The sequence below is a fragment of the Nostoc sp. CALU 546 genome, assembly GCF_048836525.1.
Genome location: NZ_JAWJTF010000093.1, coordinates 1 through 17,297, shown reverse-complemented (window position 1 = coordinate 17,297; position 17,297 = coordinate 1). Strand labels below are relative to the sequence as shown.

Annotated in this window: 16 protein-coding genes; 7 read left to right on the top strand and 9 right to left on the bottom strand. The window is 40.6% G+C overall.

All coding sequences use genetic code 11. The features are described 5' to 3' along the window. Positions 1 to 26: 26 nt before the first annotated feature. From RRG12_RS32240 to RRG12_RS32210, 7 genes are all read right to left on the bottom strand, one after another. Positions 27 to 1,508, bottom strand: coding sequence for a site-2 protease family protein (locus RRG12_RS32240; RefSeq protein WP_420761992.1), 1,482 nt, complete (start codon positions 1,506 to 1,508; stop codon positions 27 to 29). Positions 1,509 to 2,099: 591 nt separating this feature from the next. Further along, entirely contained in the window at positions 2,100 to 3,122 is a 1,023-nt protein-coding gene (locus RRG12_RS32235; RefSeq protein ID WP_420762004.1) for a spore photoproduct lyase family protein, read from the bottom strand. 104 nt (positions 3,123 to 3,226) lie between these two features. Then, positions 3,227 to 3,583 (bottom strand): hypothetical protein, encoded by a 357-nt coding sequence (locus tag RRG12_RS32230; protein ID WP_420761991.1) that lies wholly within the window; start codon positions 3,581 to 3,583, stop codon positions 3,227 to 3,229. A gap of 240 nt (positions 3,584 to 3,823) precedes the next feature. Continuing rightward, a complete protein-coding gene (locus RRG12_RS32225) occupies positions 3,824 to 4,612 on the bottom strand; it encodes a lipoyl protein ligase domain-containing protein (protein ID WP_420761990.1) in 789 nt (262 codons plus the stop codon). Then, entirely contained in the window at positions 4,609 to 5,856 is a 1,248-nt protein-coding gene (gene coaBC, locus RRG12_RS32220) for a bifunctional phosphopantothenoylcysteine decarboxylase/phosphopantothenate--cysteine ligase CoaBC (RefSeq protein WP_420761989.1), read from the bottom strand. Before coaBC ends, RRG12_RS32225 begins: the two co-directional genes overlap by 4 nt. Positions 5,857 to 5,953: 97 nt before the next feature. Then, the gene (locus RRG12_RS32215) at positions 5,954 to 6,166 is read right to left on the bottom strand and encodes a DUF2555 domain-containing protein (RefSeq protein WP_069070029.1); all 213 of its coding nucleotides are present in this window, start codon (positions 6,164 to 6,166) and stop codon (positions 5,954 to 5,956) included. Positions 6,167 to 6,319: 153 nt separating this feature from the next. Then, positions 6,320 to 6,940, bottom strand: coding sequence for an alpha/beta hydrolase (locus RRG12_RS32210; RefSeq protein ID WP_420762003.1), 621 nt, complete (start codon positions 6,938 to 6,940; stop codon positions 6,320 to 6,322). Positions 6,941 to 7,258: 318 nt separating this feature from the next. Between RRG12_RS32210 and RRG12_RS32205 the strand changes: the two genes are divergently transcribed. From RRG12_RS32205 to RRG12_RS32190, 4 genes are all read left to right on the top strand, one after another. Further along, positions 7,259 to 7,636: a DUF1823 family protein gene (locus RRG12_RS32205; RefSeq protein ID WP_420761988.1), complete on the top strand. Its 378-nt coding sequence runs from the start codon at positions 7,259 to 7,261 to the stop codon at positions 7,634 to 7,636. A 576-nt stretch (positions 7,637 to 8,212) separates the two neighbouring features. Next, entirely contained in the window at positions 8,213 to 9,871 is a 1,659-nt protein-coding gene (locus tag RRG12_RS32200; protein WP_069070026.1) for an alpha-amylase family glycosyl hydrolase, read from the top strand. A gap of 198 nt (positions 9,872 to 10,069) precedes the next feature. Then, positions 10,070 to 11,125 (top strand): 3-deoxy-7-phosphoheptulonate synthase, encoded by a 1,056-nt coding sequence (locus RRG12_RS32195; RefSeq protein WP_420761987.1) that lies wholly within the window; start codon positions 10,070 to 10,072, stop codon positions 11,123 to 11,125. A gap of 613 nt (positions 11,126 to 11,738) precedes the next feature. Continuing rightward, positions 11,739 to 12,179, top strand: coding sequence for a thermonuclease family protein (locus RRG12_RS32190; protein ID WP_420761986.1), 441 nt, complete (start codon positions 11,739 to 11,741; stop codon positions 12,177 to 12,179). Between the two features lie 95 nt (positions 12,180 to 12,274). Here RRG12_RS32190 and RRG12_RS32185 read toward each other — a convergent pair whose 3' ends face one another. Continuing rightward, positions 12,275 to 13,321: a low specificity L-threonine aldolase gene (locus RRG12_RS32185; protein WP_420761985.1), complete on the bottom strand. Its 1,047-nt coding sequence runs from the start codon at positions 13,319 to 13,321 to the stop codon at positions 12,275 to 12,277. A gap of 715 nt (positions 13,322 to 14,036) precedes the next feature. Here RRG12_RS32185 and RRG12_RS32180 point away from each other — a divergent pair. From RRG12_RS32180 to RRG12_RS32170, 3 genes are all read left to right on the top strand, one after another. Beyond that, positions 14,037 to 14,819: an ABC transporter ATP-binding protein gene (locus RRG12_RS32180; RefSeq protein ID WP_069070022.1), complete on the top strand. Its 783-nt coding sequence runs from the start codon at positions 14,037 to 14,039 to the stop codon at positions 14,817 to 14,819. Positions 14,820 to 14,989: 170 nt separating this feature from the next. After that, positions 14,990 to 16,504, top strand: coding sequence for an MlaD family protein (locus tag RRG12_RS32175; RefSeq protein WP_256090944.1), 1,515 nt, complete (start codon positions 14,990 to 14,992; stop codon positions 16,502 to 16,504). Positions 16,505 to 16,526: 22 nt separating this feature from the next. Beyond that, complete coding sequence (locus RRG12_RS32170; RefSeq protein WP_176726985.1) at positions 16,527 to 16,679, top strand: hypothetical protein; 153 nt, start codon at positions 16,527 to 16,529, stop codon at positions 16,677 to 16,679. Positions 16,680 to 16,797: 118 nt separating this feature from the next. Here RRG12_RS32170 and RRG12_RS32165 read toward each other — a convergent pair whose 3' ends face one another. Then, entirely contained in the window at positions 16,798 to 17,094 is a 297-nt protein-coding gene (locus RRG12_RS32165) for a DUF3288 family protein (RefSeq protein ID WP_069070021.1), read from the bottom strand. Positions 17,095 to 17,297 lie beyond the last annotated feature (203 nt).

The following is a 17,297-nucleotide window of genomic DNA, read 5'->3' as shown; positions in this document are numbered from 1 at the left end:
ATCGCGTCTGTACTCCTAATTCAGCACTATCCTATTCCTAAACGCCCAGCCAAACCGGGAGTTAGGGGTAGAAGCGTAGTAATCATCAAGAATAAAGCCAAAAGACCCAAACCGGCTCTAGCATCATCAGGTTCAGTGACTTCATTCAAGCTGGGGCGTTCTTGATCTCGTTGTAAGAAGAAAATGACGATTCCCCAGTACATGGCAATCATATTACCGAGAGACACTAGCGCCAGTAAAATTAAAGTTGCGATCGTTGCCCGTCCTGCGGTTTTGCGTCCATAAATCGCCTGAACAATGCGGCCACCATCTAGTTGTCCTGCGGGCATTAAGTTCAAAGCCGTGATAATTAACCCCAGCCAACCAATTATCACTAAAGGATGAACACTTACCAGGGATGACTGTAACGCCGAACCAAGGACAACTCTCGCCAAACTTCCCACCAAAATTGACCCTTGAAAAAACTGATTGGGCAATTGAAATAAGCTACCTGGGTGGGAAAGCAGCAAGCCTGTCACCAGCATTAACAAAGAAACGATACCACCTGCGGCTGGCCCTGCCAAGGCGATATCAAATAATACTTTGCGGTTGGGCAACAAAGATTCAAAGCGGGTAATTGCACCAAAGGAACCAATTTGCACTGCGGGTAGAAAGAAAGGCCAGCTAAGGCGGATTTGGTGACGCCGCGCAAGTAACCAATGACCAATTTCGTGAGCTACTAAAATCGTAAATATCCCAGCACCGATGGGCAAAGCTTCTTGAAACCGCGCTGGATTGCCAAAGAAATCAAAATTCAGTAGTAATCCCGCAGCTTCTAAATTCGTGGCAATAGTTGCTACCAACAAAATACCTGCAAAGACTTTTTGCGATAACTGAAGCGGACGGGGATCATTGCGGCTCGGCAGGACAATCACTACTGGTCTGCCATCTGTATTTTCCACTAAAAACAGGCGATATTGCTCACCAAGGCGTTGCCGTAAACTTGCCGTTAGACGGTTGTGAGTCTCTTCTGGTTCTCCCCGCAAATTGCCTTTGAAAATGGCTCCATCTTGGTAGGCGATGGTTTCTGTGGCAAAAAACGTATCGATACCGAAAATACCTTTAATTGCATTCAAGTCATCTTCCGGTATTGGCGGAATCTCCGCTTTTTGTTCTGCTGCTGTTGGTTGTGGGGAATTTGCTTCAATTGAAGAAGCAGCAGCGAGCCTTTCTGTTGCGCGTTGCTTAAGGATGTCATCTTGCCCAGCTGCGCGTAACTGTCTGCCCAAGTAGATGTACAATCCAGCGGAAGTCACTATTAAGAACAATATACCCGCTATATTGATGTAAATCCCTGCGGCAAACAATCCAAAAAATAGGAGCCAGGGAGTCATCAACACCACCGACTGTAACCAGGCTAAGATTCCCAGCTTACCAAAAGGTCTGGCGCGATAAAAGCCCCAGCCCAAAATGCCTAAAGCTAACAGTAGGATTGCCGCCAGGATAGAAGTTTCTGATAAAGTAAACATCTCCAAACCTTTGCTATTGAGACTAAGCCAGAACAAGTCCGGTATTGCAGATACACTTATTAATGTATAACGCCGCCTGTCATCTGCCCAAATTATGCGGCTTTTAGTGGGCGTAGCCAAACCCAGGCGAAGGGTAAAAAATTTCGTAGTCAGGACTTTAGTCCTGGATTTTTAAGCACTGAAGTGCTTACTACGAACTCATCAAAACTTTTGGGACAGACCACTAGATTTTAAAGGTAAGACACCATTTATAAAATGAAAGGGAGTGGGGAGTGGGGAGTGGGGAGTAGGGAAACTAAGCAGCTTTTCATCGGGCGGGGTTTCAACCTACCAAGAGAATTACAAGGATTTTATCGCGCCACTTGCGGGCGAAAGCGCGTAGCGGGACGAAGTACGGCTTTAAACCTAAATCGAGGGCTAATTTCTTCCCCTACTCCCTACTCCCGCGTAAATCTTAAGTAGGGTTAAAGCTAAAGCCCTAACTCACCAGCTTTTGAGCAAACTGAAAAGAGAGCGATCATTCATATAGATGCGATCGCTCTCTTGCCCAATAATTAATTTGCTCAAACTGTATTTGAGCGAAGTGATCTACTAAGTCCAATAAAGAATTTCAGCATTTGGAAAGCGTCTAGTAATCTCACTCTCAAAAAAGCAACGTAACGCCTTCATGGTGTCGCGATCGTAAACGTACTTCGTCCCACCAAACTTATTACGCTTGACACTGCGTTTTGCCTCATCCATCTCTAATTTTGATTGCGGATACCAAGTTTGTAACACTTCTTTTGAACCAGGCGTGAACCGATGGGAAATTAACTCAAAGGTAAGATCACAGTCAAAATCCAGTGCCTCGTTTATCTGGTCAAACACATAACTATAGTGCATCTGCCAATCGTCTATCGGCATAATTGGCGCAATCACCAAGCCTACAGGATATCCGCTACCGCCACGTTCTTGTGGTAACGCCAACCGTCGCAATGCATTAAGTCTGGATGCTACGGATGCTGTGCCACCTTCAAACTTACCAGAAATCGGTGCGGCATTAACGCTCATCCGACAGCGAGTATTCCCATTGTGTGGTAAGTCGAGTAATCCATCCACAGCATCAAATTTCGATACCCAACGTAGATGTGCATTGGTACGAGTGCCAAAGTAACGGATACATTCAGCAAGACTTCCAGTTAAATGCTCAATACCCAATGGATCTGTGTAACAGCTAACTTCAAAACTTGTGGTTTTCCCCTTCTGCTCGTAATTCGCTAAGTTCTCTAATATCTGCGGTAAGTTGGCAAAAGCGCGGATGACAGGTGGCCCTGACAAGCTACCCGCTAGGTAGCAGTATTGACAATGAGCCGGACAACCTTCGGCAAGGTGAAACTGCCAATCCGCAGAAGGTGGGATCGGACTCAATTTCAAAGAACTGGGTGGTGCAGTAACCACCGCTAAGGTACGCTTGGCGATGTTGTAAGTATCCCGCTCAGATTCACCGCGCAGACCCTTCAGACGGTTCTGTGATAGTTCTTCTATTGGTAAGTTGAGTGACTGCACACGCGCAAGAATCTGCTGCCCCCAATCCTCATCTAAGGCAGCAGGTGTAAACAGTACCCGTTCAGGTATCCACAACTTTGGCGATCTTGTTTGTGTATCTGATACTGAAACTTGGTCTGTAATGGTATTCAGCAATATCGTTCTCCGTTATGAAAATTTGCTGACTTCTGCAATTAATTTTCAAGGACTTGCTTAAGTCGTCGCTCTAACAAATCAAGATCCAAAGTGCCTTCATCACGGCTAATTCGTCGCACAGTCGAATTAACATTACCTAGATTTACCAATAAATCTTGAAGAATTTCTTGCTGCTCACGGGCTTGAGTAACCTCGCGTGGTTCTTGTACTAAATCACGCACGATGGTATCTTCAGCGCGAGAGGCGATAATTGGATCGCTTTGTCCTTGAATGTGAACAAAGGTTCGTCGCCCTGGGCCTCGCTCCTCTTCTATTGGTATAACTGCTGTTACTTGGTCAGAACGCACATATTTGCCAAATCCCAAATGGACTAGCTCTGATGAGAGTATTTTCATATAATTGAAGCGTTATTTTTATGCCTTACTTATATTGTAGAATCTATAAAAGTGACTTAAAGCCATAGACCATACGGGTTATACCCAATTGAAAGTAGTAGTTTCCTTTACCAGCTTTTGGGCTTGTTCTGGGGTGAGATTTGCTCTTATGCTCTTAGCATTTTTATTTGCCCTGCAAAACTACGCTGTACAGCTATTTGACTTAAAAAGAATTGGCTTTCTACGTATTTTCTACATAAGCTAAAGTTTGGGAATAGGCGTTTGCACCTCATAAAGCGATCGCAATTTGAGAATATCTTGCCATTCGAGATCGGTAAATGGTTGGCTAACTAGTTCTATGCCAAAGTACTGTTTTGCCGTCTCTGTCAATGTCTCCACAATCTTTGCAATCCAGCCTTCCTCTTCCTGCGTGTTACAAAGCGAGGTATTCCACGGAGCCGGTTGTTCAAAGATTTCCTGAAATAAACCTTTGTCTGTAGACAAAATCATCGAGCCGTGTTGAAGAATTGTATTTCTTCCCTTGCGTTGGGCACTACCAATAAATTTACTTCCATCAGCAGTAACTAAGTCCGCAGCTGTTGCTGTGTTGAAGCAACTGGGATTGTGAATGTAACCTCGTCCAGCGGAACCATAATTTAACTCAATACCCAAAGTTTGCCAGCCTTGGATCAAAAAGTTACAGATTTGTTCATAAGTACCCCAGCTTTTTCCATTACTAGCTGAGGTAATCAGGGCGTAGCTTAAATCTCCTTGGTGGAGAACAGCTCTACCTCCCGTTGGACGACGAACTAGTTTGAGTGCCTGTCCCTGGTAAATCAGATTATGCCACTGGGCGGGCCATTGTTTTTGCAGATGTCCCAAAGAGAGTGCGTATGGATACCAAGTATAAAAACGCAGGGTAGGTGAGTGTTGTCCCTTTTCACATTGGTTGAACAACCAAGCATCGATCGCCATTTGCACTCCTCCTGATGTCTGAAGCATTGGGATGAAACGCCAGGTGGATGGTGATTCGGTTGCTAGTTCTTTCATCTGTTTCGGACTGTGGAAAGAAAATCAAATAACTGATGCGCCATTTCTAATTTAGAACAAGGTGCAATTTCTACCTGATTTCCTTGACTATCTAAAAATATCGCTTGATTATTATCGCTACCAAAACCACTATCAGGTTGATCGATGGGATTAGCAACGATCGCATCTAATTTTTTATTTTGTAATTTTTCTAATGCGGGCTTGACAATATCTCCAGTTTGTGCTGCAAAACCAACTAATATCTGATGTGGCTGTTTAAGTTGTGCTAATTGGGCGACTATATCCGGTACAGATTCCAGGGGTAAAGTTTGGGGAAGCGATCGCTTGGGTAATTTTTCTGTACTATAATCTCGTGGCTTCACATCTGCCACGGCTGCTGACATCACAATGATATCAGCGTTGGGTAAATATTCCAGCATGGCGTGCTGCATTTCGTCTGCACTAATGACGGGAATCCCTTGTACTCCCAATGGTACATCCCAATTAGCTGGGCCATGTACCAGAGTGACATTTGCTCCTCGGTGAAATGCGGCTTGCGATAGCGCTAATCCCATTTTACCTGTGGAAGGATTACCAATAAACCTTACTGGGTCAAGAAACTCTCGCGTTCCCCCGGCGCTAATTAACACTCGTTTACCTACTAAATCTCGTTTACCTTGAGTGTTTAACAACGATTGGATGTGAGCGAATATTTCTGGAGGTTCTGCTAATCTACCAGCACCGATGCGATCACACGCTAATAATCCTGATGCTGTATTCATTCCATGATATCGGCTATCGATCAATAGCTGTTGCCAATTTCGCTGCACTGATAGCTGTTCCCACATATCCGTATTCATTGCGGGTGCTAACAGCACGGGACAAGTAGAAGCCAGCACGGTATTTGTGAGTAAATTATCCGCCATCCCGTAGGCTAACTTGGCTAATGTATTAGCTGTCAAAGGAGCAATTACCATGACATCTGCCCATTCACCCAACTCAATATGCAACGGACGAGAGTGAATTGGTTTCCAGAAATCATCATCGGTGTAGGCGGGATGACGAGATAGAGTGGCTATTGTCAGAGGTGTGATAAATTCTTGTGCTGAACGGGTGAGGATAACTCTAACCTCCACCCCAGTTTTAAACAGCGTCGAAACCAATTCACAGATTTTGTAGGCGGCGATACCGCCACCTACACCTATTAGAACCCTGTTAAATTTTGGATTTTGGATTTTGGATTTTGGATTTAAGGGAGATTGCATTGGCAATTTTGGATTAAGCAAGTGATACATTAACCCTAATCATTGATTGTAGCCAGTTGACTTCAATCTAAAATCTAAAATCTAAAATCTAAAATTGCTACGCTTCATCGTAAGGTTCCAAGTCTAAAAGGTAGATATAGGGTTCAACTAACTCTGGACGCTGAAATGCGATCGCTCGCAATAGATGCCAATCATTTAAACCCTCAAAAGCATTACTATAATTGTCTAGCTCCAAACGTGTAGCCAGTTCTTCTACCTCTGCCGCAGTTATGGCAGCAATTTCTTTCCTGGAAATGCTTAGAGTTGTCATAATGTTTGCCCCTCCCTTATGCAGCACGCACTTTCAGCATGGGTTAAGTTGCGCTGAACGCAGCCACCCTATATATATTACTCATTAGAGGTGATTCATTTCGTGAGATTTTTAGCATTTATACCAGAATTTATAAAAAATTCGTAATTCTGACTAGCCAATTACATTTACAACGAAATTCCGTAGCACCTCTAACGTTTGTGGATTTATTTCATGCCCCATGTCAAATTCGTGATATTCTACCGCCACTCCTAGAGACTGTACAGTTTCTCGTGCCTTCAAAGCAGCTTGCAGCGGTACAACTTCATCATATCTCCCGTGGCTGATTAAAATCGGTGAAATCCCACTTTTAGCTGCTGTTAGGGCATCAGGATGTAAATACCCACTCATGACAGCTAAACCTGCTAGGGGTAATTTTGATCCGACATCTAAAGTCATTGCCCCACCTTGAGAAAATCCACATAAAATGGTGCGTGATAAAGGTACGCCAGTGGTACTTTCTAAAGATTCCAAAAAATCTGTTAGCAGTTGCCGACTTTCTGCCAATCCTTCATACATATTTTCCACCCGCAGGTCATACCATGCCCTCCCTACAGGGGAATAGGGATAAGGATAAGGTGCATTGGGTAATACAAACTGGTAATCAGGTAAGTTGAGCAAGGGTAACAATGATGCTACATCCTCAGCATTAGCTCCCCAACCATGCAAAGTAACAATTAAACCTGCCGGGGGTTGAGAAGTGGCTCTAGGAACGGTAAAAACTTGTAAAGACAGAGGTTTACTCCTAAAATTTTACTCTTTTAATAAATCCTATCTCTTCAAGCAGACTTAGTATTTAGCTAATTTCCTGCTTGCCAAAGGAGGAGAATAGAAATGTAATTCTTCTTTATACTTCTGTTTCCAAAAAATACCACGTTCTTTTACAGGTCGCCGACGACTGCCTGTAACTCCATCATAATGATTATCATAAAAATAAAATTATCCCGATCTTTGGGATTCTAGCAAGGTAGTGATAAAGTATTTTTTACTACCTACTAATTGTTGTAAATTTAATTAATAGTCAGTTTTCCTACTTGTAATTTTGAGCTTTTTATGTCTAACCTGCCGCCGCTCAATACAGAAACAATTTGGGCAATTCTTGAAGAGAAATTTGATGATGCCACAGTTAATCAGTTGCTATGGCATTATTTAGGCTATCGCTATGACTTTGCAACTGCACAATGGGACGCTAGCCAAGTTTCGCCAGAATGGCAGAATGAGTACCCACAACCACCAAATTTTATTGAATCTCGCCCCGCAACAGTTAAGTTGACTCGTTCCATTCCTGCTGAAAATAAACAAATGTTAAAACAAAAACTGGGCTTCAAAGGTTATAAGATTGGTGAATTTGGGCCTCGGCAAACTCGTAGAGCAACAGCGGCGAATTGGTTATTAAGTTATCTGCAACAAACTAACGGCGAAATTGAGTAATCTGACCAGCAGATATGTGGCAAAAAATATCCTATTTTTAATGACTATATCAATCCAATTTGATTGGGTGAAAAACTCCAAGTCTATTATGTAGGGTTAAGGCTTCTGTAACGTACCACCCGAAGTTTTGGTGCGTAGCCTACGGTATAACACAACGCCAGTTGCCACACAGATAGCACAGCTTTAGCGAGTAATGGAGCGTCGGTAACTTCCGCAAAATACTGGCTCCCATTTGTGTATTTAAAAAATCAAATATGAACCTTATATCTACCATATTAGAGTTTAATAAAAAACTATTTATTTAGTTACTTAACTTTTACAATTATATGTAACAGGTGTTTAAGAATACTAGTTTTATAGGCAAAATATAAAATACAATAAATCTGTATTTTAGTCAATCAAGAAGTGTTGCAAACAGCCAAAATCAAAAAAACATAGTTAACTTTTATAAAGATTTTATCAATTATTCCTGAAGATAGAAGCACTGCTGATCTAATTATTTCTCTAGAGCGATTTGCAAATTCAATTGAGCATCAGAGAATATTCCTATCAACCCTTGATATTACAAACACTTCTATGGCAAAGCCAATTGAATTTAATTTATTTGCACCTTATAACAAAGGAGCCTCATTAATTGGTTCTTTTTCTGATTGGCAAGAAATTCCAATGGAAAAAGGTGATGATGGTTATTTTCGTACAAGTGTTGAACTAGAAGATGGCGATTATAAATATAAATTTCGCGTTCAATCAAATTCATGGTTTTTTGAACCAGAACAATGGGTTGAGGTTACAGACCCTTATGCAACTGATATAGATGAACTGAGTGGGAAAGATGATGGTGTTATCCACATCAAAGATGGGCAAAGGATTACTGATACATACGTTTGGCAACATGATGATAAACCTTTACCTGCTGACCACGAATTAGTAATTTATGAATTGCATGTTGGTGACTTTTCTGGTGGCGAAGATGACCCTTATGCACGAGGTAAGTACAAACATGTCATTGAAAAGTTAGATTATTTGTGTGAACTGGGAATCAACGCTATTGAGTTGATGCCGCTTAAAGAATATCCTGGTGATTATAGCTGGGGTTATAATCCACGTCATTTCTTTGCAACAGAATCAAGTTATGGTTCTACTGCTGGGTTGAAAAAATTGATTGACGAGTGTCATGGAAGAGGCATTCGTGTAATTATTGACGGTATTTATAACCACTCAGAAGCATCTGCTCCCTTAACACAAATTGACCACGATTATTGGTATCATCATGAACCTCGTGATCCTGATAATAACTGGGGTCCTGAGTTTAATTATGAACATTATGATGAAAAATTAGAGATTCATCCAGCGCGGGAATTTATTGGTAATACAATTCGTTTCTGGATTGAGGAATATCATCTTGATGGTATTCGCTATGATGCGGCGAGGCAAATTTCTAACTACGACTTCATGTACTGGATTGTTCAGGAAGCCAAAAAAACTGCTGGTGCAAAACCTTTTTATAATGTTGCTGAACACATTCCTGAAACTACCAGCATTACCAATGTAGATGGCCCAATGGATGGTTGCTGGCATGACAGTTTTTATCACTGCATTTTAGAACATATCTGCGGTGATACATTTGATTTAGAGCGTCTCAAAGATGTTATTGACTGCAAGCGCCAAGGCTTCTTGGGTGCTACCAATGTAGTAAATTACCTCACCAATCATGACCATAACCATGTGATGGTTGAATTAGGAAACCGTGAGATTTTTAACGAAGAAGCCTTTAGGCGGGCTAAATTAGGAGTAGCCATCCTCATGACTGCTGTTGGCGTACCTTTGATTTGGATGGGAGAAGAATTTGGCGAGTACAAACCTAAACAACCTGAATCATCAAAAATTGATTGGACACTGTTAGGTAATGATCTCAATCGTAGTTTATTTGAATCATACAAAGGTCTAACCAACCTTCGTAAAAGTAATCATGCACTTTACACAGAAAATATTGACTTTATCCACGAAAATGCCGATGCAAAAGTATTAGCTTATACTCGTTGGAATGATGAAGGTTCTCGTGTAGTTGTAATAGCAAATTTCTCAGAAAACTTCCTCGCTGGCTATCATGTTCCTAACTTTCCTAGTGCTGGTACATGGCATGAATGGACAGGCAATTATGATGTCGAATCTGGTGATGATGGAATCATAACTGACTTGGGGCCATACGAAGCTAAAGTATTTGTATGGCAGTAAAAATATACACTAAAACTCAATCAGTAGTCCAATAGCAAATAAAAAAGGGGAAAATATTTCCCCTTTTTCATTTATTATCTTAATCGTCTACAGTCTAATTAGAAATTTGTCAAGCATAAAAAAGGCTATTTAAAAAAAACATGAGTTTGTGTTACAATTCTGATTTGAAGTGCGTATATAAAGTTGCAAAATCATCCCATGCACAACACATTATTTAATAGTAATATCGACAACGCGAACATTGAGAACGATCGCATTTTATTAACTCCCAATGAAGTCAAATCAAAATTCCCTTTAACCCAATTAGCAGAACAAAGAGTTTTAGCATATAGACAAGAAATAGAACATATCCTAGATTTTCAGGATCGCAGAAAATTTATAGTAGTTGGCCCATGCTCAATCCATGATCCAAAAGCAGCGCTCGAATATTCTGAGAGGTTGAAAATATTGTCCGAGCGAGTCCAGGATAATCTGCTACTAATTATGCGAGTCTATTTTGAAAAACCAAGAACAACCGTAGGCTGGAAAGGATTAATTAACGATCCAGATATGGATGATTCTTTCCATGTAGAGAATGGGTTATTAATTGCACGGGAGCTATTATTAAAAATTACAGAGTTGGGATTACCTGCTGGCACAGAAGCACTAGATCCGATCATCCCCCAATATATTAGTGAACTGATTACATGGTCTGCCATTGGAGCACGCACCACCGAATCACAAACTCACCGCGAAATGGCAAGTGGACTTTCGATGCCTGTGGGTTTTAAAAACGGTACTGACGGCAATATTCAAGTAGCTTTGAATGCTCTCCAATCAGCCGGAAATCCGCATAATTTTCTGGGAATTAATCAAAACGGACAGGTGAGCGTATTTCAAACTAAAGGTAATGGTTATGGTCACGTAATTTTAAGAGGTGGTAGTCAACCCAACTTTGATGCAGCAAATGTAAAAGTGGTAGAAGAGAAATTAAAACAGGCAAATTTACCACCGAGAATTGTTATTGACTGTAGCCACGGCAATACCAATAAAGATTACAAATTACAAGGTGCTGTCTTAGAAAATATTATTCAGCAAATAGTGGATGGTAATACATCAATAGTTGGCATGATGCTGGAATCACATTTATATGAAGGTAGTCAACCAATTACTGGTAAGGAAGAATTAAAATACGGTATTTCTGTAACTGATAAATGTATTGGCTGGGAAGAAACCGAAAAAATCATTTTGGCTGCTCACGAAAAACTTAAATAAACACTAAGTGATATTTTGCCCCGGAAGATACTCTGTGCTTGTGGCGACCCCTTTAAAAAGCAGGGCTGTTGTATCCATAAGGGCAAAAAGTTTGTCAATCTGGAGTTTAGAGGTTGCTTGAAAAGTCTAAATTATTACTTGCCGCGGCTACACATACAAAACCCGCCTACGCGGGTTATAAAACAATACGGTTCATTTAAGGGCTAATTGTACAAAATTGTGGGTTTTTGAGACGCGATAAATCGCCGTCTCTACAAGTTTTTTGGTCTTATCTGAACTGTATTGGGTTATAAAACTCGATTTTCTGCTAGTCTACGCAGGTGGACTTAGCTTGTGTAGTAGCGAATTATATTCGCTCAAAACTTTTTAAACATCCTCTTAGACTAAAGGTAGGCGATCGCTAACAAAAAAATGTACGTCTAGTTATGATACATTCAATCCAAAGGAGAATCGCTATAGCTTAGGGAGTTACGCGATCGCACTTCCTTATGTAAATGCATTTTACCACTACAGGCAATATCTATTACTGTTACTTACAACTTGTGAGTTAAATCACACTAGCAATCTAAGCACTGAAATAAAATTTATTTATACATAAAATATTACGGACAAAATGATGGAGTTACTTGAACTAATTTTGGTGCTAGCTACAGTAGTTGGTATTGCAGACGGGAACACAATTTTGGTTAAAGATAATGCAGGACAAACAACCACAATAAAGCTAGCGTGTATTAATGCACCAGAAGCAACTGGTCAGCCATCTGGTTTAGCAGCAACACAAAAATTAAAACAGCTACTACCACCTCAAACTCCTGTCGTAATTAGAAACACAGAACAACTCAAAAATGGTCACGCAGCTGGTGAAGTGTTTGTGAATAATCGGTCAGTAAATCTCCTTTTGGTAGAGTCAGGTAATGCTGTAGTTGATCGAGAATCTTTACAAAATTGCTACGAGAGCAAAACCCAATTTTTAATTGCAGAAGCTAATGCTCAAAATAAGCGCTTGGGATTATGGCAACAACCAAAAGTGCGGTTGAAGTTTAATGCCAAGTAAGCACTTATATTGCCAGTTATCACTAATTGCATTTACTTAATTTAGGGCAGCTTTAGAATTGCTGTACTTATTTCATTATTTTCCATTTTTTATATTTATTTTTTCTCAATAGTTGCGTTTTTAATATCACCAATCAATTCATCAATCCTTGATTGAGTAGTGTTCCAAGAACACATAAAACGTACTCCTCCCACACCAATAAATGTATAAAACTGCCAGTTCTTGGCTTTCAAGCTGTGAATGACTTCTTCAGGTAATTTCACAAACACGGCGTTGGCTTCTCTAGGAAACATTAAATCCACGCCTTCTATGTTTAATAGTTGATTTTCTAAGTATTCAGCACATTGATTGGCGTGTCTGGCATTTTTTAGCCAAGCACCAGTTTCCAATAAACCCAACCAGGGAGCGGAAATAAACCGCATTTTTGAAGCTAGCTGTCCTGCTTGCTTGCATCGATAGTCAAAATCCTCTGCTAATGCTTTGTTGAAGAAAAGAATGGCTTCACCCAATGCCATACCATTCTTTGTACCACAAAAACACAATACATCGATTCCAGTTTTCCAGGTAATTTCAGCAGGACTTTGATTCATAGCGGCAACTGCATTTGCAAAACGAGCGCCATCCATGTGAATCTTTAAGTTATACTTTTTCGCAACTTCTTTAATACTTAAAAGTTCTTCAATAGAATATAAAGTTCCTAATTCAGTTGATTGTGTAATACTAATAACTTTAGGTTTTGGATAATGAATATCAGTCCGCTTAGTGACAATTGCCTCAATAGACTCTGATGTTAATTTGCCATTTTTACCTTGAGCGAGTAACAGTTTAGAACCATTAGATGCAAATTCTGGTGCGCCACATTCATCTGTTTCTATGTGAGATGTTTCATGACAAATAACGCTGTGATATGACTGACAAAGAGCAGCTAAAGATAAAGAATTTGCTGCTGTACCGTTAAAGGTAAAAAATACCTCACAATCAATTTCAAAGAGTTCCCGAAAATAATCTGTGGCTTTTTGAGTCCATTCATCATTTCCATAAGCTGGAACACTACCATGATTTGCCCTAATCATATATTCCAGTGCTTCAGGACAAATACCAGAAGAATTATCACTTGCAAACTGTTCTAATTGGCTACTCATAATTTTTACTTTGATTTTTAACAGTAATTGTTACAATACTAGTAAATATTTTTGGACTTTGCCAACTCCAAGATTGGCAGGTAAGGCTATTAAACTCTCCAATCATCTATTGAAGAAGAATTCAGAAGTCAGAATTCAGGAGTCAGAATAAATCAGTCGGGGATTCAGACCCGCGACTAATTGAATAACTTTGGATGGCAGTAAAATAAATTTTTCTATAGCTATACTTAATCATTCATGAAATAAGGTTTTGGACTTATATAAAAAGTTGAAAATCTGAAGATTTTGATTTTCACAAATTAAATTTGATTTTTATATCTGGTATAAACTTATTAATTAGATTTTTGTTGTCGGAGCTTTTCTCTTAGTAGTTATAACAAGGCTGAGTACATTTATACTAATAAGCAATTTTTCTGATGTCTACAGAAAATTAGAGTTTTAGTTTACCATTACTGAGATGTTTAATTACTACGTGCCTTTGTCAGCCTTGCGTTGAGAGTATTTTGGGACGTGGAACATCGCAAATGACTAAATATTATGCTAAAAAAATAAAGTTTGCTAATCAGAATGCTAATCATATACTTATGATGTACTATACAATGCCCTACCAATAACTATGACATCACTATTGGGCATATTTGTCCTTTATTAGTTCTCGGTAGTCATTTGTTTATTTTCTACTGACCAATGACCAATGACCAATGACTAATAACTAATGACTGAACCATTGATTGAACTGAAAGGTGTTTCTAAGTCCTTTGGTAGCCATAAAGTTCTAGATAATGTAGACTTGACCATTTACCGGGGAGAAGCACTGGGGATTATTGGCCCATCGGGGACTGGTAAATCAACTATCTTACGAGTAATGGCGGGGTTACTTACTCCCGATGAAGGAGAAATTTATGTGCAAGGAGTGCGGCGAGACGGTTTGATTGAGGATGGTGGCCAGCAGGTTGGCATTGGTATGGTGTTTCAACAGGCGGCGCTATTTGATTCGCTGACAGTGGAAGAGAATGTAGGATTTTTACTTTATCAAAATTCAAAGCTGCCGCGATCGCGCATCCGAGATTTGGTAAAAGAAAAATTGGAGATGGTAGGTTTACCAGCAATAGGCCACCTCTACCCCGCCGAACTTTCCGGGGGAATGCGAAAACGGGTGAGTTTTGCCCGTGCGATTATGTCTAACCCCGATAATCCCAGCGAAGGCGCAGAAGTTCTACTATATGATGAACCAACAGCCGGACTTGATCCCATTGCCTCAACAGTAATCGAAGATTTAATCCGGTATTTGCAAAGTTCACAGGGAGTTTGTAGTACTTATGCTGTTGTTACCCACCAAGACAGCACTATCCGCCGTACAGCTGATAGACTTATATTTCTCTATGAAGGTAGAGTGCAGTGGCAGGGTACAGTTAGTGAAATATACAACACAGAAAATCCCTTGATCAGACAATTTATCAGTGGAAGTGTGAAAGGCCCGATTCAAGTCGCCGGCTAGAAACTCAAAAGTGAAGAGTGAGGAATGAGGAATTAAGAGTAAGAGTTAAAAATGAAAAGCTAGGAGTTAAATTCAACTATTAATTCCTAACTATTAATTCCTAACTATTAACTCCTAACTATTAACTCCTAACTCCTAATTGGTTGTTGATTGTTGGTGGAGGCAAAAAAATGCGAGGTCTTATGACAAGCCGCTTCGCGTCTGGGCGAACATTTAGAGAAGGTTCTGTGGGGTTATTACTCCTGCTAGGACTAGGGGTATTTGGATTACTCTTTCTTTGGTTAAATAGATTCAGTGCTGCTGGTCGTTCATACAAAGTTATTGTAGAATTTGCCAACGCTGGCGGAATGCAAAAGGGAGCAGCAGTTCGCTATCGTGGCTTTAAGGTAGGAACGATTTCCCAGGTTCAACCAAGGCCAAATGCTATTGATGTAGAGATTGAAATTGCCCAAACTGACCTAATTATGCCCCGAAATGTAGTAGTGGAAGCTAATCAAAGCGGGTTAATTAGCGAAAGTATTATCGACATCACACCAAGAACAGCCTTACCTGCTGGGGTTGTGATTGCTAAACCCTTAGATAAAAGTTGTGATACCAGTCTCATCGTCTGTAATGGCTCTCGGTTAAAAGGTCAGGTTGGTATCAGTGTTGATGCACTCATTCGCAGTTCAACTGAGTTAGCCGCTGTATACAATGACCCAAAATTTTATAGAAATGTCAATAGGGTTCTAGAAAGTACTACAGGCGCAGCATCCAGTTTTACTGAGCTAAGTCAGGATTTACAAGGTTTGACTAAAAGCTTACAACAACAACTTAATACCTTTTCAGCCACAGCTAATTCAGTGCAACGGGCGACAAACCAACTTAATACATCCGCGAATCAAACAGTAAATAAATTTGGTGCAACTGCAACTCAAGCAAACCGTTTGCTGAACAACCTGGATAATTTATTGACAACAAATCGTTCGGCGCTAGTTGGTGCGTTGAATAATATCACCGAAACCAGCAACCAATTGCGTGTTACAGTCAGTAGCTTATCACCATCTGTCAATCGATTGACTCAAGGTGAATTACTCAACAATTTAGAAGCTCTTTCAGCTAATGCAGCGCAAGCCTCAGCTAATTTACGCGATGCTTCTCAAACCTTAAATGATCCAAAGAATGCGGTGCTGCTGCAACAAACCTTAGATTCAGCACGAGTAACCTTTGAAAATACCCAAAAAATTACATCTGATTTAGATGAATTGACAGGTGATCCTAATTTTCGCCAAAATCTGCGGCAATTGGTGAATGGTTTAAGTGGTTTAGTCTCTTCTACACAACAGATGCAGCAACAAGTGCAAGTTGCTACCACTTTAGATTCGGTAAAAGCTGCTGTGAGCAAACCAAAGAATCTAATTCCTACCCCAGAACCAACCCAACAGGCGACGTTTAATGACAAGTCGCTACCCGTTTACGTGATTAATCCCTCACCTGCTAATTTTGGAAATATCGACACTAACCTTCAAGCAACCCCCAGTCCGTCTATTCCTAACTCGTCCCAAGAAAACCTATTGAAGCAGCTGCGGGAGTATGGCAAACAACGGGAGCAACTGGAGGCAGGGGAAGAGGCAATCCAAGTTGAACCTTCGGCTGCGCTCAGGATTAACAGTGAGCCAAGCCGAACTGTTGACAATTTTAAGTAAGATATTTTAGTGTAACGCAAGTGTGTTGCAGCTCATCGACACAACAGCACAATTGACTCAACAAGCATTACACGACCTGCAAGAGACACAATACAGTCTCGTGCAAAAAGAAAAAATGTCGGTACTGGGCAATCTTGTTACAGCCATTGCCCATGAGATTAAGGCACAGAATTAGCGATCGCCATTCCAGTAGGCAGTGCTGAGTTGGGAGTTGGGAGTTAGGAGTTGGGAATAGGAAGGAATAACTAATGCCCATTCCCCATTCCCCATTCCCCATCCCCCATCCCCCATAATTAATTCCAATCCTGTTCGTCTTTCTTACCACGACTTTTGTAAATTCCCCCCAAATCGTGAATTTGACGAGTTTTCTCAAAAAGCTCGGCTTCGCTCAAACCCCACTGCTGCAAGACTTTATCTAGGTCTTTCTGGATGTCTCTCGCCCCTGGAAACCCTTGATAACGCATTCGCAGTCTAGCCAATTCTGCTAAATTATAGTCTGTCGCCTCTTGAGCGAGTAAAATATCAATAAGGGGGCGATCTCGGTTATAAAGTGGATGTTGTTGATCTTTACCAGCCGTTGCTTCAGTCATTGTCAGTCCTGAGTGATAAGTTAGGAGTTAGGAGTTAGGAGTTAAAAGTTAGGAGTTAAAAGTTAAGAATGCTGAGTCTTGGTTTTTAAGTTTAGACGAGAGCAGAGGAGCAGAAAAGACAAAAGAAAATAATCTTCTGCACTTAGAATCTAGTTGTAAAATTGATAACTCCTTACTTAGTCATTACTCCTAACTCCTAACTC